This is a genomic window from Paenibacillus radicibacter, from assembly GCF_024721995.1.
Lineage (GTDB): Bacteria > Bacillota > Bacilli > Paenibacillales > NBRC-103111 > Paenibacillus_AM > Paenibacillus_AM radicibacter.
In genome coordinates this window covers 25,032-43,154 of sequence record NZ_JANQBC010000007.1, presented here as the reverse complement: position 1 = coordinate 43,154, position 18,123 = coordinate 25,032, and the positions used below count along the sequence as shown (strand labels likewise).

Sequence of the window (18,123 nt, the reverse complement as noted above, 5' to 3'; positions counted from 1 at the left end):
AATTATTGTAAATACTTTTCTTGGGTCAGGTGTTCATGATGTCATCCATATTGACTGCAATTCAGGAAAAACATGAAGGTTTGAATCGACAGGAGCAAAATTTAGCCCGCTACATTCTCGATCATTCCCAACAAGTTGTTACGATGGGAATTACAGATTTAGCGGAACAATCTCAGACTAGCACAGCTACGATATCGCGATTTTGCAAAACGTTTCATTTTCAAGGATTTACTGATTTCAAAATGAAGCTGTCTACTGAGCTTGTTCAAATGCCCAGTAATGCAACTTATCAAGATATTGTCGCTGGTAATCCGATGGATCGGATTGTGCAAGCCGTAGAAGCGAATCACTTGCGCTCTATCGCAGATACAACGCGACTGATCGATTTTAAACAACTCAAACTTGCAGTAGACGCCTTGCATAAGGCGAAACAAGTTGATTTATATGGCGTAGGAACTTCTTCCGTCGTCACACAAGATTTTTATCAGAAGCTGGTTCGTATCGGTAAACGATCAACTGCTTTTCCTGACCCACACATGCAGATCACTTCTGCTTCTGCTTTATCAACAGGTGATGTTGCGATCGCTATTTCTTATTCAGGTGAAACACCAGAGACGATCCACTCCCTGCAAAGCGCGCAAGAACGAGGTGCCACAACGATCTCTCTTACAAAATACGGTTCCAATACCCTAAGCAATATTTCCGACATTCGTCTATTCTCCTCAACACTCGAAGAAGGCATGCGACGTGGAGATATGGCGTCACGGATTGGGCAGTTGCATGTAATCGACATTATTTTCACATGCTTAGTAAGTGAGCATTTTCATGAATTGGTACCAACGCTTGAGCGATCTTATCAGATGGTTAAACAATACACATATAAAGGGAGAGACAATTAATGATTATCCACGTATTTAACAGTCAGCAAGAATTAAACCAAGCAGGTGCTGGTATTATTACAGCTCTAATCCAAACTAAACCCGATGCAGTTCTAGGTCTAGCTACTGGTGGCACACCTGTCGGCATTTATGAAGAGCTAGTTAAGAACTATAACGCTGCTCGCGTATCTTTCCGCCACGCGAAATCCTTCAACTTAGATGAGTATGTTGGTTTGCCAGATGGTCATTCCGAGAGCTACCGCACTTATATGAACCACCACTTATTCGATCACGTTGATATTCAAATGGAAGAAACACATGTACCTAACGGAAATGCAGATGATGTTGATGAAGAGTGTGAAGAATACGATGCAATGATGGCTGATGCAGGTCAAGTTGACTTGCAGATCCTTGGAATTGGTCATAACGGTCATATTGGTTTTAACGAGCCTGGTCGTGAATTAACTGCAGGTACTCACCGCGTAGAACTAAAAGCAGAAACTCGTGAAGCGAATGCTCGTTACTTCCCATCCATCGATGAAGTTCCGACTCATGCGATTACAATGGGTATTGCTTCTATTATGAAGGCTAAACAAATTATTCTAATTGTACGTGGTGCGGATAAAGCAGAAATCGTAGAACGTGCTCTCTTCGGTCCAATTACAACAGATTGCCCTGCAAGCTTACTTCAAGCGCACCCGAATCTTGTCGTGTTACTTGATAATGAAGCTGGGAGTGGTTTAATTGAACAATAATCAAACCTATTGGATCATTAACGCGAATGTTGTGCTGGAACAGGAAGTCCTTAAAGGCGGAGCATTAAAAGTTGTTGGCGATAAGATAGATGCTGTATACCACCAAGGTGATGCTGCGATCCCTTCTTCTAAAGAAAATTGCATCGATGCTAACGGAAGCTGGTTGCTTCCTGGATTTATCGATATTCACGTACATGGTGGTTTCGGCTGCGACTTCATGGATGCAAAAGAAGAGTCTATCGAGACGATTGCCCGCTTCCACAGCACGCATGGTACAACAGCGATTGTTGCTACATCCATGACAGCACTACATGATGATATTTCAAGTGTGCTTGATTCTGTTCATTCCTATCAACAAAACGAAATGCCGTACGCGCAAGTCGTGGGTGTTCATCTTGAAGGACCATTCATTAATCCGAATAAAGTCGGTGCACAAAATCCAGCTTTCGTATCGCTTCCTCGCGTAGATTGGATGCAAGAATGGAACGAACAATATCCGGGTCTAATTAAAATCTTATCTCTTGCTCCTGAACGTGAAGGCGCGCTTGAGCTAATCGCATGGCTTCGCGACAACGGCATCGTCGCTTCAGCAGCACATACAGATGCGAACTATGAGCAAATGGAAGCCGCTCGCTTGCATGGTCTGAGCCATTCCGTTCATATGTATAATGCGATGAGTCCACTGCATCACCGCGAACCGGGAACAGTTGGTGCGATCCTAACGATGAACGATGTATCGGCTGAAATTATTGCAGACGGTATTCACGTACATCCTGTATGTACACGCCTGCTTGTAGCCATGAAACAACAAGATAACCTTGTCATGATCACAGATGCGATGTCAGCGACAGGTCTAGAAGATGGTATTTATCAGTTAGGTGGTCAAGACGTACTTGTAAAAGGCGGCGTAGCGCGCCTGAAAGTAGGAGACTCCCTTGCAGGAAGCACGTTAACGACTATTCGTGGTTTCCGTCACCTTGTTCAAGACATTGGACTTACCGTACCAGAAGCAAGCCGCAGAGCGTCACTAAACCCTGCTAAAGTGCTTCGTTTGAATGATACAATCGGTTCTATTCGCGGCGGTAAGCAAGCTGATCTTCTTCTAGTGTCTGAGGACTTAGAATTACAACAAGTTATCATCAAAGGTAAGCAAATTCATAGCTAATCTACACAGAAAAAAGAACCGTTATTGATTGGATAAACCCCTTTCATAACGGTTCTTTATTATTCTAAGTTGTTATTGTTCTTGTTCGTATCGTCCTTCTTCGTACGAAGAAGATCAATTGCCTTCAGCAAGATAGGCGGTATCGGCACGCCAGCCTTCGCGCTATTGTCCACAATTAGAATCCAACCGTGAGACAAGTAGTAATAGATACAACCGGTTAGAATGGCATCTTTGGTCCCTAGTAGGACGTCAAAGTTGTGGGCCATAATCACGAATAGAATGACAATCACATTCTTCAAGAAAAGTCTGTTATCTAGAAACGATCTCCAACCCTTCTTCTCCTTTAATAAATTTACAATGGCCTGTGTCGTGTATTCTGCAAACATAGTGAACAATAAGAACTGTAAAAGGAATGACCATTCCCCAAACGAATCTGTCATTACTAGCCCAAAAGCAGCCGCGATACTGTTGAATATAACCAAATACATGAATCATCCCTCCTTCTATCTTTTACTAATAGAATATGAGAAAGCTACTTGTTTTGCGCCAACGCTTGTACATAGCACGATACGCCATTTTGCACAAAAAAAAGAAGCTCAGCTTTTACCCTGAACTTCTGTTTATTTACCCTATTATTAGAACCTACAATACGTATACTTCAACGTTCTGAATTCCGAATTTCTTCGCAATGGAAGAGGATCCTGGAACGAAAATATCAATACGATTACCATTGATGCTACTGCCCATATCAGATGCTTTTGCGATCATACCTTTACCAGGCAAACCACTAGAAGAATAACCTGTAATGTAAACCTTCGAGCCCATCGGAATCACGCTTGGATCTACAGCAATCGTTCCTAATACAAGTGGGTTACCGAAGTAGTCCACAGGACCCCATTGACCATTTTCTTTCGGATCAGCAGAGTAAGCTGTTGCACGAACAGAAATTTTCTTCTTATATTTCTTCTCGCCATCTGGTGTCTTAATTGTCTTGGAACCACTTGAGCTAGAAGTTGTCACTTGTGGTTTCTTTTTCTCTGGAGCTTTACTTGCTTTAGGTTTAGCTGTTGCTGCTGGCTTAGCAGTCGGTGCTGGTGTTGATGCCGGTGCTTGCTGTGGCGCTGCTGGTGCAGCTGCTGCCATAACAGCCGCGATCTCAGCTGCATGTGCTAGATTTAATTTTTTCAAGAAGTAAGATGCAAATACATCAAGTAAAGAGTGATCTACTTCTCCTTCTTGGCTATGTAACTGCATCACAGCCGGCTCTTCATCTAAACTTGCAAGCAATTTATCGTTTGTTGCTGCATTTGCTGGTACGCTCATAGATACAAGTGATGCACCCAAAGTTAAACTTAAAATCGTATTTTTAATCGTCTTTTTCATCAATAATCTCTCCCTTTCTGATACCTACGAGGTTAGTTGTCGGGTTCGGGCTCAAGGAGTCGGCCCTACGTCTTTATGACGCTTCACCCCAAACGAATGACCAATCTTGCGATCGACTTCGTATTAAATCATCCCCCGCACTTTCGTTAATGAAAAGTTTCGGTGATTACAAGCTAACACAGATATCAGAGAGTGGGAACACACAGGAATTGGTAATTTTGTAATCTTAACAAACGATTAACACGCAAAAAAAGCAGCAAGAACAAGGGTTCCAGCTACTTTTCATTCAAATTAATATCCAATTGTTTTTGTAAAGTTTCAGGCCATACTCATGAACCTCTCACATGATTCTCATCGTTCTCTAATGTTCAGAAGATTTTCTGTCGGTCACGATCACCTTTCAAAATCTCAACAGCTTCACGGAATCTCAGGGAATGCACGATCTCTCTTTCACGTAAAAATTTCAATGAATCTTGTAAATCCACATCATCTGTCATATCTATTAACCATTGATAGGAAGCTCTTGCCTTCTCCTCGGCAGCAATGTCCTCATACAAATCTGCGATTGGATCCCCCTTAGCTGCGATATAGGTAGCAGTAAACGGCACGCCCGAGGCACTATTGTAGAACAAAGCACGATTATGGTTCACATAGCTTTCTCCAAGACCCGCCGCTTTCAGTTGATCAACCGTCGCGTCCTTCGTCAATTTATACACCATCGTTGCAATCATTTCTAAGTGGCCAAATTCTTCTGTGGCGATATCCGTCAATAAACCAATTACATTATCCGGAATCGTATATCTCTGATTCATATATCGAAGTGCAGCGGCTAGCTCTCCATCTGATCCTCCATACTGTTCAATCAAGTACTTCGCCATACGGGGATCACACTTGGAAACGCGTACTGGATATTGTAGCTTCTTCTCATATACCCACATGGTGTTTCCTCCTTAAGCCCTGGTCTTCATTGCCACTCTTCTCAATCACCCAATCATACTTGCCATGGCCACGGCGTGTCGATCCATTGCCAATTGGTGCATCCAGCTTGCTGCCCAAAGGGATTAAGTGGACCGAACTCTGCTTCAAACCTGCGCGCAAGTTCCATTCGATTGTGACTAAATTGCCTAATCTGTTCAATCGCTTGGGCATCACAAGGATGCGTATCCAAATATAAAGTCAGTTCAATAATAACGAAATCTACGGCTTGCAGATCCTTCAGCATCGAATAATAATGTTCAGGAAGCTCCTTTCTCATCGAATGTGCTCCTTTCCTCCAGAATCAAGTCTGACTCGCTTCATAGCCGGAATATAGATCTGGCCATAGTGTTCCACGCTTCAGCGCCTCATAAGGTGAATACTGCGGCAATCCTGGCGGCTGAAATGGAATATAGAGTTGAGGCGGTGTATAAAACTTTCGTTCCAGAAACGGGGGGCAGGGATCAAACGGTGAGATGTAGGGACGATACGTCTTCACAGGTGTACCGATCACAATCAAATCCTCCTTAACTATAATGTCAATATTTCATATATAAGCCGACACCCGCCAACTTATGACAAAATGCAACTTGTACCACCAAAAAAAGAACCTGTTGCTTGGCTGTACGCAAGTAACAAGTTCTTATCTTTATTCTTCATTCGGTGATGACTTCTCATCTGAGGCATGAATGATTTCCTTAATGTTCACACGCATGATCCTTAAGTGATCCGACTCTCCAACTTCGAAGATATGATTGCCATACATAATCTTTGTCCCTTTAATCGTTGAGCCCTCCAGCTTCTTGAACAACCAGCCGCCGATGGAGTCCACTTCATCATCTTCAATCGTCGTACCGAGCAGATCATTCAATTCTTCAATTAACAACCGTCCATCCACTGAAGTTACATCACCGCGTACTTCCATGATCGGTCTTTCGTTCTCATCGAACTCATCATGCAGTTCACCGACAATTTCCTCAAGAATATCTTCTAACGTCAATATTCCAGCGGTTCCGCCATACTCATCAACAACTATGGCAAGCTGTGAGTGCTTGCGCTGCATCAGCTTCAGCACACGGCTAATTTCCATCGATTCAGGAACACTCAAGATCGGACGAATAAAATGCCGCATATCTTGCTCTTCATCGGGATCAGCAGTCAATAAATCGGTAATATGTACGAAACCGACGATACTGTCCTTATCATGCTCTCCGACTGGATACCGTGTATGTTTCGTCCGATAAATGATACTTAAGTTATACTCAAACTTATCATCGAGTAATAAGCAGTCCATATCCGTGCGCGGGAGCATCACCTCACGAGCAATGCGATCTGAGAATTCGAATATATTATCGAATAAAGCGAGTTCATCTTTATCAATGATGCCGCTCTTGGCACTTTGACTCATTAGAATCCGAATTTCTTCCTCTGTATGCGCAGCGTCATGCTCACTGACTGGCTCAAGCCCAATCCATCGCAGTAATCGGTTCGCTGCACCATTAAGAATCCATATAGCAGGGAGGAATAGTTTATAGAAGAAAAGCAGCGGCCCCGATAACCAGATCGAGGTCGCTTCTGATCGCTGAATCGCAATCGATTTGGGAGCTAATTCACCGATTACAATATGAAGGAACGTAATCATGCCAAACGCTACTATAAAAGAAATCGTATGAATAACAGCCGCAGATTCGACTTGTAAAAGATGTAGAATCGGTTCAACAAGGAGTTTAGAAACCGCAGGTTCTCCAATCCAACCAAGTCCAAGTGAAGCCAGTGTAATACCAAGCTGCGTCGCAGACAAATACGCGTCTAATTTCTTCGTGACAGCAAGCGCGTACTTCGCTTTCGAGTGTCCTTCATTCACCAACTGCTGCAGACGAGATTCGCGCACTTTAACGAGCGCAAATTCTGCAGCGACGAAGAATCCATTGAGCAGAACGAGTGCAATGACAATAAACATATTAATCAATATAAGTCCAAGGTCAAATGTTGTATTGCTCAAGGGGTGCTCTCTCCTTTTTGATGCTAGATGACAGCTTTACGTTGTTTGAAATCGACACCTTGATAATAAGCATGTGCTACTAATAAATTTGGACCACAGCAAGCAGCAGCCTCACAATAACAGTTTACCAATTGGTTCAACGAATGACTCTCCCAGCGCGAGAAAATTTCATCCAATGAATGTTCATAAATATTTCCTTGAGCCGGCAGATCAGCAAAGTCCGTAATGTACACATCACCTGTGAATAAGTTTACATTCAAACGGTTACGGCCATCAGGATCATTACGAACTGTAACATTACGTTCATTACGCAATCTCTGTACAATTTGATGATCCTGCTCACTAGTGCTGCAAGCGTAGAATGGAAGTGTACCGAACAGCATCCACATCTCTGGATTACGCACATCAAGCAGTTCATTCAGGCTAGTGCGAATTTGATCTAAGCTAATCAGCGGTAGGTTAGATGCGAACGAGCTTGGATACATCGGGTGCACTTCATGACGCTTACATCCCATTTCATCAATCAGCTTATGGATACCCGCAAGTTTGGTGTGGGTGCGATAATTAATCATCGTCTCTGCTGAGATGTACATTCCTGCTTTACTCAGTTCAATTGTATTATCAACCATACGGTCATACATCTTAGCCGCGGTGCTTAGAGCCACTTCATGATTCGCACGAACGAAGCCTACCGCATGGAAGTCTTCTGCACTTAGGTAGTTGAACGAGATGTGCATCACATCCAAGTAAGGCGCGATTTCTTCATAACGCGCGAGATCAAGTGTTAAGTTGGAATTGATCTGCGTGCGTATGCCGCGATCGGAACAATATTTTAGAAGTGGAACAATATATTCCGTAACGGTTTTCTTACTATAGGTAGGTTCACCACCAGTTATAGATAGTGTCTCCAAATGTTCAACTTCATCTAACTTCTGAAGCAATAAGCTAATTGGCAGCTTCTCAGGCTCCGTCATCGTGAGCGTATCTCCTACCGCACAATGCTCACAACGCATGTTGCAGAGGTTGCTCATTGTCACTTCAACAGATGTAAGAACATGCTTCTTATGCTCTCTATAGGAACGAATCGGGTCCCAGGGGTCATAGATTGTCGATATGGGTTGTTTACTATTTGCTACTTGCGAATTCAAATTCATCTTTAATCACATCCGATTTTATTCTGATTACTATTTCTATGTTTATTCTTGTTATTGTACCTAATGCTCGGTAAAAAATAAAATGAGCTATTTTTCAGAACGACGCAGCCACTTCGGTGCCCACCAGTTCGCCGTTCCCATGAGTTTCATTAATGCAGGAACGAGTAGGACACGAATAATCGTCGCATCAATTAATACCGCAAGTCCAAGTCCAATACCCACGGCCTTCATAATTTCGATATCTGTAAAAATAAACGAACCCACGACCGCAATCAAGATGAAAGCCGCGCTCGTAATTAGACTGCCAGTCTTCTTCAAACCTTCTGCTGTACTTCGATCATTATCACCAGTATTCTCATACTCCTCTTGGATCCGTGAGATCAAGAAAACCTCATAATCCATCGAAATTCCGAATACGACACAGAAAATAATGACGGGCAACGTAGCATTGATACTCCCAATTGAAGTGATATGGAATAAATCCGCCATATAACCTTTTTGGAAGATGAGCGTCACGATCCCTAAGCTCGCACCAAGCGAGAATACATTCATGATAACTGCTTTTATTGGTAAAATGATTGAGCGGAACGCGAACATTAAGACGACAAATGTAACAGCTAGCACACTACTCACGACAAGTACTAGCTTACTTTGAATCCGATCGATAACATCATATCGATAAGCCGGTGCACCCGTAACGATGGTCTCAAGTCCTTCCTCGGATAGTGCGCGAATTGTCGGTACAAGCTTCTCTGTCTTTTCCCCTGGCTCGGTATTAGGTACAGCTACAACGAGCATCTGATTACCACGAATAATTTTATTTGCTTCTAATTGTTGTTGCATTTGAGGGTTTTGCAAGGCTAGTGATGCTTCCCTTTCGGGCATCCCCTTTACGGCTTGTACATAACTTCGCACTTCCGCGATTCCTGTCGTACGCTCTAATTGTTCCACATAGCTACGGACTTGCTTGATCGTCGACTCTTCCCAATATTGGCCTTGAGCCTTTACGATTACTTGGAAAGCGTCTGTTTCCTTCATATTATAAGTGGACTTCATTAACTCTGAACCATATCTTGATCCATACGAAGGCGGTAGTACTTCCGATGTAGGTACTCCTAACTTAATTCCAGCAAGAGGTGTGATCGCGTAAATGAGTACGCCGGAAATTACTACAGTAAGCAAGATCGGACGCTTCATGACCCCATACGCAATCTTTTCCCAAAATTGAGAGGGATTCTTCCTACGCCAGCTAGTTGGAATCACCTTTAACTTATTAATCCGATCCCCGAGCACTGCAAAGAGCGCCATCAACATCGTGTTCGCAACGAGAACAGACATCGATACGACAATAATCCCGCCTATACTAAGACTGCGGAAGAAATTCATATCAATAAATAACATGCCTAAGAGTCCAATTAATACAGCTATCCCCGAGAAGAAGATCGACTTACCTGCCGTCTGACAAGTCATCGCAACCGCTTCGCTAACTGTAGATTGCTTCTTAAGTTCTTCACGGAATCGACTAACCATGAATAGTGCATAATCAATACCAACAGCTAGTCCCAACATCGATACTAGATTCGGTAAGAAATTCGACATGGCATAGCCTTGTGCAATAAAATATGTAATCCCAAGTGTCATCGATACACTGACCATACCAACTGCAAGTGGAAGAAGTGCACCAGCAACTGTTCCGAACACGAGCAACAATACAATAAAGGCAATCGGAAGACCAATCATCTCAGCTTTAACAATGTCGCTTTTACTTGCCTCTTGCATGTCATATAACGATGCCGTACCCCCAGCAATATACACACTCATCTGATCAGGAGCTTTAACCAGCTTCGTAATACCTGGGTAATGTTCGAGTACTTCTTCTGACGGTAGATTTATCATGACATCAACAGTCTGAACTCCTGTTTTCTTTAGCCCTTCATCACTACGCGGAGTTTTGGTAAATTCAATATGATCCACATAAGGGCTTGCTTGAAGGTCTTTAAGTTCATTTAGAATGGATTGTTTGTGCTCATCTAAGGTTAAATCCAGCGTCTTACTTTCATAGACGAGATTTAGCACAGATCCCGGAAATCCAAAATCATCGCGTAGTGAGATTAATCCCACGTCAGACTGACTACCTTTTGGCGTAAACCCATTGTCCTTTAATAAACCAGGGGCTTGTACAGCAAATATCGCCGACACTCCCAATAAGACAATCCAGATGCAAAGCACAAGCCATCTGAACTTAAACATCAAATTTCCCCAATGCCAGAATCTTCCCTTTGTTTCTGTTTCTCTCATGCTGCGCCTCCACTTAAAAAAACCTGGTTGCCCAGGTTTTCATTCTTATCATTATTATGCCATTATCGGATTAACTTCCGTCACCATGACAGACAATTTTTTCGATAAGTCAATTTCATAAATTTGCGTTACTGGCTGACTGTCCGCATCATATAGAATACGAACAATTGGACGCTGCGGTGAATCTGTATTCAGATCTGCAACAACGCCAACTTCACCAGATGACAATTTAAGTGTACTGCCAATCGGATAAATCGCTACCTTTTTTCTAAAAAGATCGACTTTCGCAATGTCATATAACGAATGTGCATCCGCAAGTATAATCTCCATTGCGACATGTGGAAGCATCGCTTCCCGATACACGCGTTGTGAAGTGAGTGCGTCGAACGAATCGGCAATCCCAATCCATTGGGCAAATTCATGAATGTCCTTACCTGCCAAGTTTCGAGGATAACCCGTACCGTTCCAGCGTTCATGATGCTGCAAAGCACAATGCGCGGACAATAACGGAATGTTAGGCTCATCCTTCAGAATTTGAAATCCGAAAGTCGTGTGCTTCTTCATCTCTTCATATTCTTGATCCGAAAGCCTACCTGGCTTCTTCAATATTTCCTGGGGAATCTTCGTCTTTCCGATATCATGAAGTAATGCACCTAGTCCTAATGTTTGCAATTCATCTTGTTTATAGCCATATGCCATTCCAAGCATTGTTGAATAAATGCATACATTGAGTGAATGTTGGAACAGATACTGATCCGTTATACACATATTCGTTAACATGATCATGGCATTCTTATGGCCACTTAAATCATCAAGAATTGAATCCATAAGTCCGCAGAACGATTTGCCCAAATGAAAATAGGGCAGCTTGGATTTACTACCGTTATTATCAATTAGATTCCGGAAAGTCTGTCGGATTTCACTTAATGCTCGGGCTTTCAGCTCGGGCTGAAGCAGTTCACTTACCATAATATCTTCTGTTAATGGGTCTTGAATATACAGATAATCGATCCCATTAGCTTGCAATCTATTCAGTAAGCGCTGTGTTAACTCCACATTTTCAGCGAGTAAGACGACGCCTTCCTCATTGTAAATGTTTTGACTGAGCTTCATGCCTGGCTGACACATGCTTATTGGCATCAATCTCATTTCTTAACCCCCACGACCAATTAATCTTTCAAACCTACTGTAACGGATTACATGGGGAAAAATCAATACGAAAACCGTCACTTTTCGACAACAATTAAGACTCTTTTACTAACTTTACTTCGTTACAATCAAATAAATAAGAAAAAATGCAGCTAATGCAAAACGATAATAAGCAAAATAAGTCAGTTTCATTCTACCTACTAATTTAATAAATGTAACGACAGCAAGTAGGGCAACGATGAATGATACAACGAATCCGACAGTGAAGAATCCAATCCAGCTTGCATCAAAGAGCTTCCAGCTTTTGAGTAGTGAATAGCCCGTTGCAGCGAACATAATCGGAATCGCCATAATAAATGTAAAGTCAGCGGATGCTTTACGACTCACGCCCCCTAACATCCCCCCTGCAATCGTTGAACCTGAGCGGGAGAAGCCTGGCCATAGCGATACAATTTGCCATAGACCCACTTGAAAAGCTTGTTTATACGATAGATCGTCAATATCCTCAATAAGAGGTTTGGTATGTTTCTTGTTTTCGGCAACGATAAGTAAAATACCACCTAATACCAAGCCAATAATAACGGTATATTTAGAGAATAAATAAGTTTCAATCAAATTATCAAAAATAAGAGCCAATAGCATGACCGGTACGATACCTGCCAAGATATGCAGCAAGTTCATCCGTTTCTGCTTATGCTTCTGAACGCCTACGCGGATACCGAACAAATTTAAGATTCTACTCCAGTACACAATAACAACAGCTAGAATTGCTCCAAGTTGGATTACGATGTTGAAAGTCTTCATCATGTTATCATCTTCAGAAATGCCTAGTAGTGCTTGTGTCAAGATCATATGACCTGTCGATGATACAGGCAAGAATTCAGTAAGTCCTTCTACGATCCCAATAATTATCGCTACCCAATAATCATACATTCTCTTACCTACCTCTATCCCAATTTATATAGTCTAAATTCCATTCATAAACGTACCATATTTTTTAAAATAGCACAATTTGCCACGAACTATGTCAAATCAAACCACCGACTCTTCGCAGCCTTTGTAATTTCATTGCTTAACTGCAATTGCGAGCGAAGTACATCACGTAGAAATTCAGGTAGTAAGTAGCGTGTTTCCATTCCACGGCTCAACGAAAGATAACCTACGCCAAACGTAAACATATCAATCGTTCCTACTGTGTACATATTGTCAGCGATTAATGGCTTCCCTCCAATTTGAACATCAATAATGCGCTCCATTGGCGGCTTAGAAGAATCATAGGTCACTTCTGCCCCGTCTATACAAAGCATACCAAGGAATTCACCACGGAATCCATAGCCACGAATCGGCTTGTGTGTATATTCTGTTAATAAGGATTGCTCCAGCGCTTCTAGTAGATCCGACCCTCGCAGCAGAATACGGCACGGATTAATGGGAGGTGGGCAAATTTCAAGTAACTTTCCTTTGGTAACACTCCCAGCCTCTAGTCCGCGTAATATTTGACCGGCATTTACTAAACCAATCTCCGCATCTGCCCAGCTCCGTAGTCCGGATGCAAGTAGATTCCCAAGTACCGACTCTTCGTACCAATTCATATGAAGTGCTTCGGGTAACTTCGCAGCTTCTAGCCCTAAAGTTGCCTTTGCCACAACACTTGCGTGATCAATAATTGCACGAATTCCCTTGTTATCTTCTAAGTCAACAGTCGATTGTAAGCGCCCCGTAATACTTACCAGCTTCTTCGCATCTTGATCAAACGAAACATGCACCTCGCCCACATACTCACCAAACTTGCCTGCCGCACATAAATAAGACGATCCAATTAATCGTGGTTCTTCGATAACATGATGGGTATGACCGCCTAAGATCACGTCAATTCCTTCTACTTCCTCAGCTAATCGCTCATCATGACGAATGCCCAAGTGGGACATCACAACGAGCAGATCGACCTGCGGTCTTAATATTCGCGCCCAATGTGCAGCACACTTAATGGGATCCTCAACCTTCCATCCTAATTCTTCATAGAAATCTGTAAAATCAATCGTTAAACCGATCAGACCAACTCGAATCCCATTTTTCACAGTAATAAGATAGGGAACCATCCATGAAGGAAGATCACCCGTTGCTTGTTCCTTTATATTACTGCCAATAAGCGTAAACTTCGCGTTATGCTCATAACAGGCTTGCAAATCAGCACGTGTAAATGTTAATCCTTCATTATTACCAAGAACAGCAGCCTCATAATGTGTAGCATTCATGATCTCTATGTTTGCTTGTCCTGCTGTACCCTCAGTCTGAGGGAACATGCGGTCCATATGATCACCTATGTCGAGAAGTAACAGTTGATCCTCCCCTATGCGTGTTCTCATTTCACTTACATATTGAGCGATCTTCGGCATTTGTTCGAAGTGACTATGCAAATCGTTCGTATGTAAAATAACTAGCTTCGACATTTGTCGTGACACGACTATCACCTCCGTAAATCTAGGCTAATTATACCATCTCCATATCCATTATGCTTCTAATTGTGTTATGCTGAAATGACTTCAAATATGCAAGATTTAGATCGCAAAAGGAGCTTGCACACATGGAAATTCCGTCCCGTTATTCGCGCCATACTCGGTTTCAGCCTATCGGTGAGGCAGGTCAACAACAATTAATCAACTCTCGTGTTGCCATTGTCGGTTTAGGTGCACTAGGAACCGTCTTAGCCAATCATATGGTTCGTTCAGGTGTAGGATTTATTCGTATCATTGATCGAGACTTTGTAGAAGAAAGCAATTTACAACGGCAAATACTCTATGACGAAGAAGATGCTAATTTACATACACCCAAAGCAATCGCTGCCGCAAGTAAGCTTCGCCTCATTAACTCCCTTGTAGAAATTGAACCACACATCGCTGATCTCAATAGTGCGAATGCTGAGCAATTACTTAGCAATGTTGATCTCATCTTAGATGGAACAGATAATTTTACCGTGCGATTCCTAATCAACGATGTTGCAATCAAACATCAGATTCCTTGGATATATGGTGGGGCCGTTTCCTCTCGAGGAGTCTCTTATACCATCATTCCAGATCAGACACCTTGCCTCAGATGTTTGTTCCATAGTGCTCCCGCACTTGGCACAACAGATACTTGTGACACCGCTGGAGTTATTGGTACGATCATTCATGTTGTGGCCTCTTTTCAAGCGACAGAAGCAATGAAACTTCTAATTGGTGATCGTGACCATCTGCAAGGCAGAATGAATCAATGGGACTTGTGGGAAAACCATTATAGCAGTATTGATGTTTCCAAAGCTCGCAAAGTCGATTGTCCCGCTTGTGGTAAACATGATTATGAGTATTTAGATGCCGTATTAGATGAAGAATGGATTCAGACACTTTGTGGTCGCGACTCTGTTCAGATTCACCCTGTTCAAGCTACATCGCTCTCCCTTGAGCAACTCGAACAGAAATTGCAGGCTCTTGGTGATACAACGCGCAATCGTTTCCTATTAAAATTTGCTCCGAGTGCGCATATCCGAATGATGATCTTCCCAGATGGAAGAGTTATGATACAAGGTACGGACGACATTGTTCAAGCAAAAACCTTGTATGCGAAATACTTAGGCATGTAGCAAAAGCTAAATCTTATTTATACCTATTAATGAAGAGAATATCATTGCTAGATACAAACAGAACTGGTATTCTTGAAGATGTGATAAATTGTTAAAACTATTCAGAAATTACAGAAGGTGAACCGCATGAGGATTCCAGTATTCGATTTGCATATCGGAGATCAACTAACCGAAGATATTTATAACTCGTTTGGTCTTCACTTATTATCTGCCAAAACAATGATCAATTCGAATGATATTGCATATCTCCTCAAACATAACATTGATATGGTAAGTATTGAACCTCGCATTGGATTCTCTCCAATTGAGGAGGTTGCGGTTGCGATTGATGATCCTGTTATTCCTGAGATCATTATCGATAACACGTTCACCGATCATTCTTCTTACTTTACTACCATCGCATTTGAAGAAGCGATCTCTGGTATCAAGGACTTATTTGAACAAACAAGCCTACATAATCATCTCGATGCTTCCAGCGCCGATGCTTCCTTCATCCCATTAATTACGAATGTGAAGATGGAGAAGGATGTTGTGTCGCTCCTACTATCTCTGAACTCGAACGATGATTACACATTCCAACATAGTGTACAAGTCGGTCTCATCTGTTACTTCCTCGCAACTTGGCTTGGTAAGTCAGAGAAAGAAGCGAAGCACATTAGTAAAGCGGGATACTTGCATGATATCGGTAAAAGTAAAATTTCTGAAGACATACTGACTAAACCTGGTAAGCTAACTGACGAAGAATTTACAGAGATGAAGAACCACACAGTATATGGCTATGAGTTAATCCTTGCTTCAATGGGGGATGAGGAACTCGCACTTTCTGCACTTGAGCACCATGAACGTATGGATGGATCAGGTTATCCACATGGCAAGCAATCTATTGAAATTCACCCAATCAGCAACATCGTAGCTGTAGCTGATATCTATAGTGCAATGATCTCCAATCGTGTTTTCCAGAAGAAAAAAGATTTGCTCTACGTACTGAAGGAATTACACCGAATGAGCTTCGGACAACTTGATCCTAACGTCGTTCAAGTATTTATTAAGAATATGGTTCCGAACTTTATTGGTAAGAAAATTACGATGGAGTCCGGCGAAACAGGCAAGATCATCATGATCAACCAAACTGACTTCTTCCGCCCACTCATTCAGATTAATGATCAATTCATTGATTTGACGCAGAATCGTAATTTAGATATTCAGATGATTCATATGGCATAACATGAAAGCCCTTCCGCTCAGGAAGGGCTTTTTTTAATGTAATAAACCTCCAACCATTCACTATCATCACACAAAAAAGCGCATCCGAATAACTCGGACACGCTTTTTTTAGAGGCAATTGGATTAACCAATAGAGCCTTCCATTTCGAACTTAATCAATCTATTCATCTCTACCGCATATTCCATCGGCAATTCTTTTGTGAATGGTTCAATGAAGCCCATAACGATCATTTGCGTAGCTTCTGCATCTGTTAATCCGCGGCTCATCAAGTAGAACAATTGGTCTTCAGATACCTTGGATACAGTCGCTTCGTGCTCAAGCGTAATGTTATCGTTCATGATTTCATTGTAAGGAATTGTATCGGAAGTGGACTCGTTATCTAGGATAAGCGTATCACACTTGATGTTGGATTTCGAACCTTCAGAGTTGCGACCGAAGGAAGCAAGACCACGGTACGTTACTTTACCGCCGTGCTTGGAAATCGACTTGGATACAATTGTAGAAGTTGTATCTGGTGCCAAGTGAATCATCTTCGCACCTGCGTCTTGGTGCTGATCTTTACCCGCAACTGCAATCGAAAGTACGGAACCTTTAGCGCCGCGACCTTTCAAGACTACTGCTGGGTATTTCATTGTCAGCTTGGAACCGATGTTACCATCAACCCATTCCATCGTCGCATTCTCTTCAGCAACTGCACGCTTCGTAACCAAGTTGTAGATATTCGGTGCCCAGTTCTGAATCGTTGTGTAACGAGCACGGGAATTTTTCTTACAAATGATCTCAACTACTGCAGAGTGCAAAGAGTTAGTGGAGTATACAGGAGCTGTACAGCCTTCAACATAGTGAACGAAGCTGTCTTCATCTGTTACGATCATTGTACGTTCGAATTGACCCATGTTCTCGGAGTTAATACGGAAGTAAGCTTGAAGCGGAACTTCACATTTCACACCTTTAGGAACATAGATAAAGCTTCCACCAGACCATACCGCAGAGTTAAGTGCTGCGAACTTGTTGTCTGTTGGAGGAATTACAGTACCGAAGTACTTCTTGAAGAGTTCCGGGTACTCACGAAGAGCCGTGTCTGTATCAGTAAAGATAACACCTTGATCTTCAAGGTCCTTCTGCATGCTGTGGTATACAACCTCAGATTCGTACTGAGCGGATACACCAGCAAGGAACTTCTGTTCAGCTTCAGGAATACCAAGCTTATCGAAAGTTTCCTTAATCTCGATAGGCACTTCTTCCCAAGTCTTACCTTGCTTCTCGGACGGTTTTACGTAATACTGAATGTCGTTGAAATCAAGGTCATCTAGGTCCCCGCCCCAATTAGGCATCGGCATTGCAAAGAATTGCTCTAATGATTTCAAACGGAAATCAAGCATCCATTGCGGCTCACCTTTCATTGCGGAAATTTCTGCAACGATTTCGCGAGTCAATCCCTTACCAGACTGAAAAATCGATTTATGCTCATCTCTAAAACCGTACTTATACTCTTCCATTTCGGGCATTGATTTAGCCAT

17 protein-coding genes and 1 riboswitch are annotated in these 18,123 nt (G+C 42.3%); of the genes, 5 read left to right on the top strand and 12 right to left on the bottom strand.

Annotated features, from left to right (window positions below; all coding sequences use genetic code 11):
• Window positions 1-38: 38 nt before the first annotated feature.
• From NV379_RS13640 to nagA, 3 genes are read left to right on the top strand one after another with little or no spacing between them, the layout of a single operon-like run.
• Entirely contained in the window at window positions 39-899 is an 861-nt protein-coding gene (locus NV379_RS13640; protein ID WP_258207871.1) for a MurR/RpiR family transcriptional regulator, read from the top strand.
• The gene (gene nagB, locus NV379_RS13635; protein WP_258207870.1) at window positions 899-1,633 is read left to right on the top strand and encodes a glucosamine-6-phosphate deaminase; all 735 of its coding nucleotides are present in this window, start codon (window positions 899-901) and stop codon (window positions 1,631-1,633) included. Before NV379_RS13640 ends, nagB begins: the two co-directional genes overlap by 1 nt.
• Window positions 1,623-2,798 carry an N-acetylglucosamine-6-phosphate deacetylase gene (nagA, locus tag NV379_RS13630; RefSeq protein WP_258207869.1) on the top strand — a complete coding sequence of 392 codons (1,176 nt, stop codon included), beginning with the start codon at window positions 1,623-1,625 and terminating at the stop codon, window positions 2,796-2,798. Before nagB ends, nagA begins: the two co-directional genes overlap by 11 nt.
• Before the next feature lie 59 nt (window positions 2,799-2,857).
• Here the strand turns inward: nagA and NV379_RS13625 are convergent, their stop codons facing one another.
• The 11 genes from NV379_RS13625 to NV379_RS13575 all read right to left on the bottom strand — a co-directional run bounded on the left by NV379_RS13625 (window position 2,858) and on the right by NV379_RS13575 (window position 14,221).
• Complete coding sequence (locus tag NV379_RS13625; protein WP_258207868.1) at window positions 2,858-3,286, bottom strand: phage holin family protein; 429 nt, start codon at window positions 3,284-3,286, stop codon at window positions 2,858-2,860.
• Window positions 3,287-3,440: 154 nt separating this feature from the next.
• A complete protein-coding gene (locus NV379_RS13620) occupies window positions 3,441-4,181 on the bottom strand; it encodes a 3D domain-containing protein (RefSeq protein ID WP_258207867.1) in 741 nt (246 codons plus the stop codon).
• 6 nt (window positions 4,182-4,187) lie between these two features.
• Window positions 4,188-4,356: riboswitch (cyclic di-AMP (ydaO/yuaA leader) on the bottom strand.
• Between the two features lie 193 nt (window positions 4,357-4,549).
• Window positions 4,550-5,119 (bottom strand): manganese catalase family protein, encoded by a 570-nt coding sequence (locus NV379_RS13615; RefSeq protein ID WP_258207866.1) that lies wholly within the window; start codon window positions 5,117-5,119, stop codon window positions 4,550-4,552.
• A 53-nt stretch (window positions 5,120-5,172) separates the two neighbouring features.
• Window positions 5,173-5,436 carry a spore coat protein CotJB gene (locus NV379_RS13610; RefSeq protein WP_258207865.1) on the bottom strand — a complete coding sequence of 88 codons (264 nt, stop codon included), beginning with the start codon at window positions 5,434-5,436 and terminating at the stop codon, window positions 5,173-5,175.
• Between the two features lie 24 nt (window positions 5,437-5,460).
• A complete protein-coding gene (locus tag NV379_RS13605) occupies window positions 5,461-5,667 on the bottom strand; it encodes a spore coat associated protein CotJA (protein WP_258208124.1) in 207 nt (68 codons plus the stop codon).
• A 138-nt stretch (window positions 5,668-5,805) separates the two neighbouring features.
• Complete coding sequence (locus tag NV379_RS13600) at window positions 5,806-7,116, bottom strand: hemolysin family protein (RefSeq protein ID WP_258208123.1); 1,311 nt, start codon at window positions 7,114-7,116, stop codon at window positions 5,806-5,808.
• Between the two features lie 65 nt (window positions 7,117-7,181).
• Entirely contained in the window at window positions 7,182-8,312 is a 1,131-nt protein-coding gene (gene yfkAB, locus NV379_RS13595) for a radical SAM/CxCxxxxC motif protein YfkAB (RefSeq protein ID WP_258207864.1), read from the bottom strand.
• A gap of 87 nt (window positions 8,313-8,399) precedes the next feature.
• Complete coding sequence (locus tag NV379_RS13590) at window positions 8,400-10,610, bottom strand: MMPL family transporter (protein ID WP_258207863.1); 2,211 nt, start codon at window positions 10,608-10,610, stop codon at window positions 8,400-8,402.
• Between the two features lie 54 nt (window positions 10,611-10,664).
• Window positions 10,665-11,759: an HD-GYP domain-containing protein gene (locus NV379_RS13585; protein WP_258207862.1), complete on the bottom strand. Its 1,095-nt coding sequence runs from the start codon at window positions 11,757-11,759 to the stop codon at window positions 10,665-10,667.
• Between the two features lie 114 nt (window positions 11,760-11,873).
• Window positions 11,874-12,692 (bottom strand): undecaprenyl-diphosphate phosphatase, encoded by an 819-nt coding sequence (locus NV379_RS13580; RefSeq protein WP_258207861.1) that lies wholly within the window; start codon window positions 12,690-12,692, stop codon window positions 11,874-11,876.
• Window positions 12,693-12,781: 89 nt separating this feature from the next.
• On the bottom strand, window positions 12,782-14,221 hold the full coding sequence (locus NV379_RS13575; RefSeq protein WP_258207860.1) for a bifunctional metallophosphatase/5'-nucleotidase: 1,440 nt from the start codon (window positions 14,219-14,221) through the stop codon (window positions 12,782-12,784).
• Between the two features lie 122 nt (window positions 14,222-14,343).
• Between NV379_RS13575 and NV379_RS13570 the strand changes: the two genes are divergently transcribed.
• On the top strand, window positions 14,344-15,378 hold the full coding sequence (locus NV379_RS13570; RefSeq protein ID WP_258207859.1) for a ThiF family adenylyltransferase: 1,035 nt from the start codon (window positions 14,344-14,346) through the stop codon (window positions 15,376-15,378).
• Window positions 15,379-15,504: 126 nt separating this feature from the next.
• Entirely contained in the window at window positions 15,505-16,602 is a 1,098-nt protein-coding gene (locus tag NV379_RS13565) for an HD-GYP domain-containing protein (RefSeq protein ID WP_258207858.1), read from the top strand.
• A gap of 123 nt (window positions 16,603-16,725) precedes the next feature.
• Here the strand turns inward: NV379_RS13565 and sufB are convergent, their stop codons facing one another.
• Entirely contained in the window at window positions 16,726-18,123 is a 1,398-nt protein-coding gene (gene sufB / locus NV379_RS13560; RefSeq protein WP_258207857.1) for a Fe-S cluster assembly protein SufB, read from the bottom strand.

Bases quoted from the DNA above. Each gene is read 5' to 3' on its own strand.
- NV379_RS13640 (WP_258207871.1), top strand. From the start codon at position 39: ATGTCATCCATATTGACTGCAATTCAGGAAAAACATGAAGGTTTGAAT.
- nagB (WP_258207870.1), top strand. From the start codon at position 899: ATGATTATCCACGTATTTAACAGTCAGCAAGAATTAAACCAAGCAGGT.
- NV379_RS13625 (WP_258207868.1), bottom strand. From the start codon at position 3,286: ATGTATTTGGTTATATTCAACAGTATCGCGGCTGCTTTTGGGCTAGTA.
- NV379_RS13620 (WP_258207867.1), bottom strand. From the start codon at position 4,181: ATGAAAAAGACGATTAAAAATACGATTTTAAGTTTAACTTTGGGTGCA.
- NV379_RS13615 (WP_258207866.1), bottom strand. From the start codon at position 5,119: ATGTGGGTATATGAGAAGAAGCTACAATATCCAGTACGCGTTTCCAAG.
- NV379_RS13610 (WP_258207865.1), bottom strand. From the start codon at position 5,436: ATGAGAAAGGAGCTTCCTGAACATTATTATTCGATGCTGAAGGATCTG.
- NV379_RS13600 (WP_258208123.1), bottom strand. From the start codon at position 7,116: ATGTTTATTGTCATTGCACTCGTTCTGCTCAATGGATTCTTCGTCGCT.
- yfkAB (WP_258207864.1), bottom strand. From the start codon at position 8,312: ATGAATTTGAATTCGCAAGTAGCAAATAGTAAACAACCCATATCGACA.
- NV379_RS13590 (WP_258207863.1), bottom strand. From the start codon at position 10,610: ATGAGAGAAACAGAAACAAAGGGAAGATTCTGGCATTGGGGAAATTTG.
- NV379_RS13585 (WP_258207862.1), bottom strand. From the start codon at position 11,759: ATGAGATTGATGCCAATAAGCATGTGTCAGCCAGGCATGAAGCTCAGT.
- NV379_RS13580 (WP_258207861.1), bottom strand. From the start codon at position 12,692: ATGTATGATTATTGGGTAGCGATAATTATTGGGATCGTAGAAGGACTT.
- NV379_RS13570 (WP_258207859.1), top strand. From the start codon at position 14,344: ATGGAAATTCCGTCCCGTTATTCGCGCCATACTCGGTTTCAGCCTATC.
- NV379_RS13565 (WP_258207858.1), top strand. From the start codon at position 15,505: ATGAGGATTCCAGTATTCGATTTGCATATCGGAGATCAACTAACCGAA.
- sufB (WP_258207857.1), bottom strand. From the start codon at position 18,123: ATGGCTAAATCAATGCCCGAAATGGAAGAGTATAAGTACGGTTTTAGA.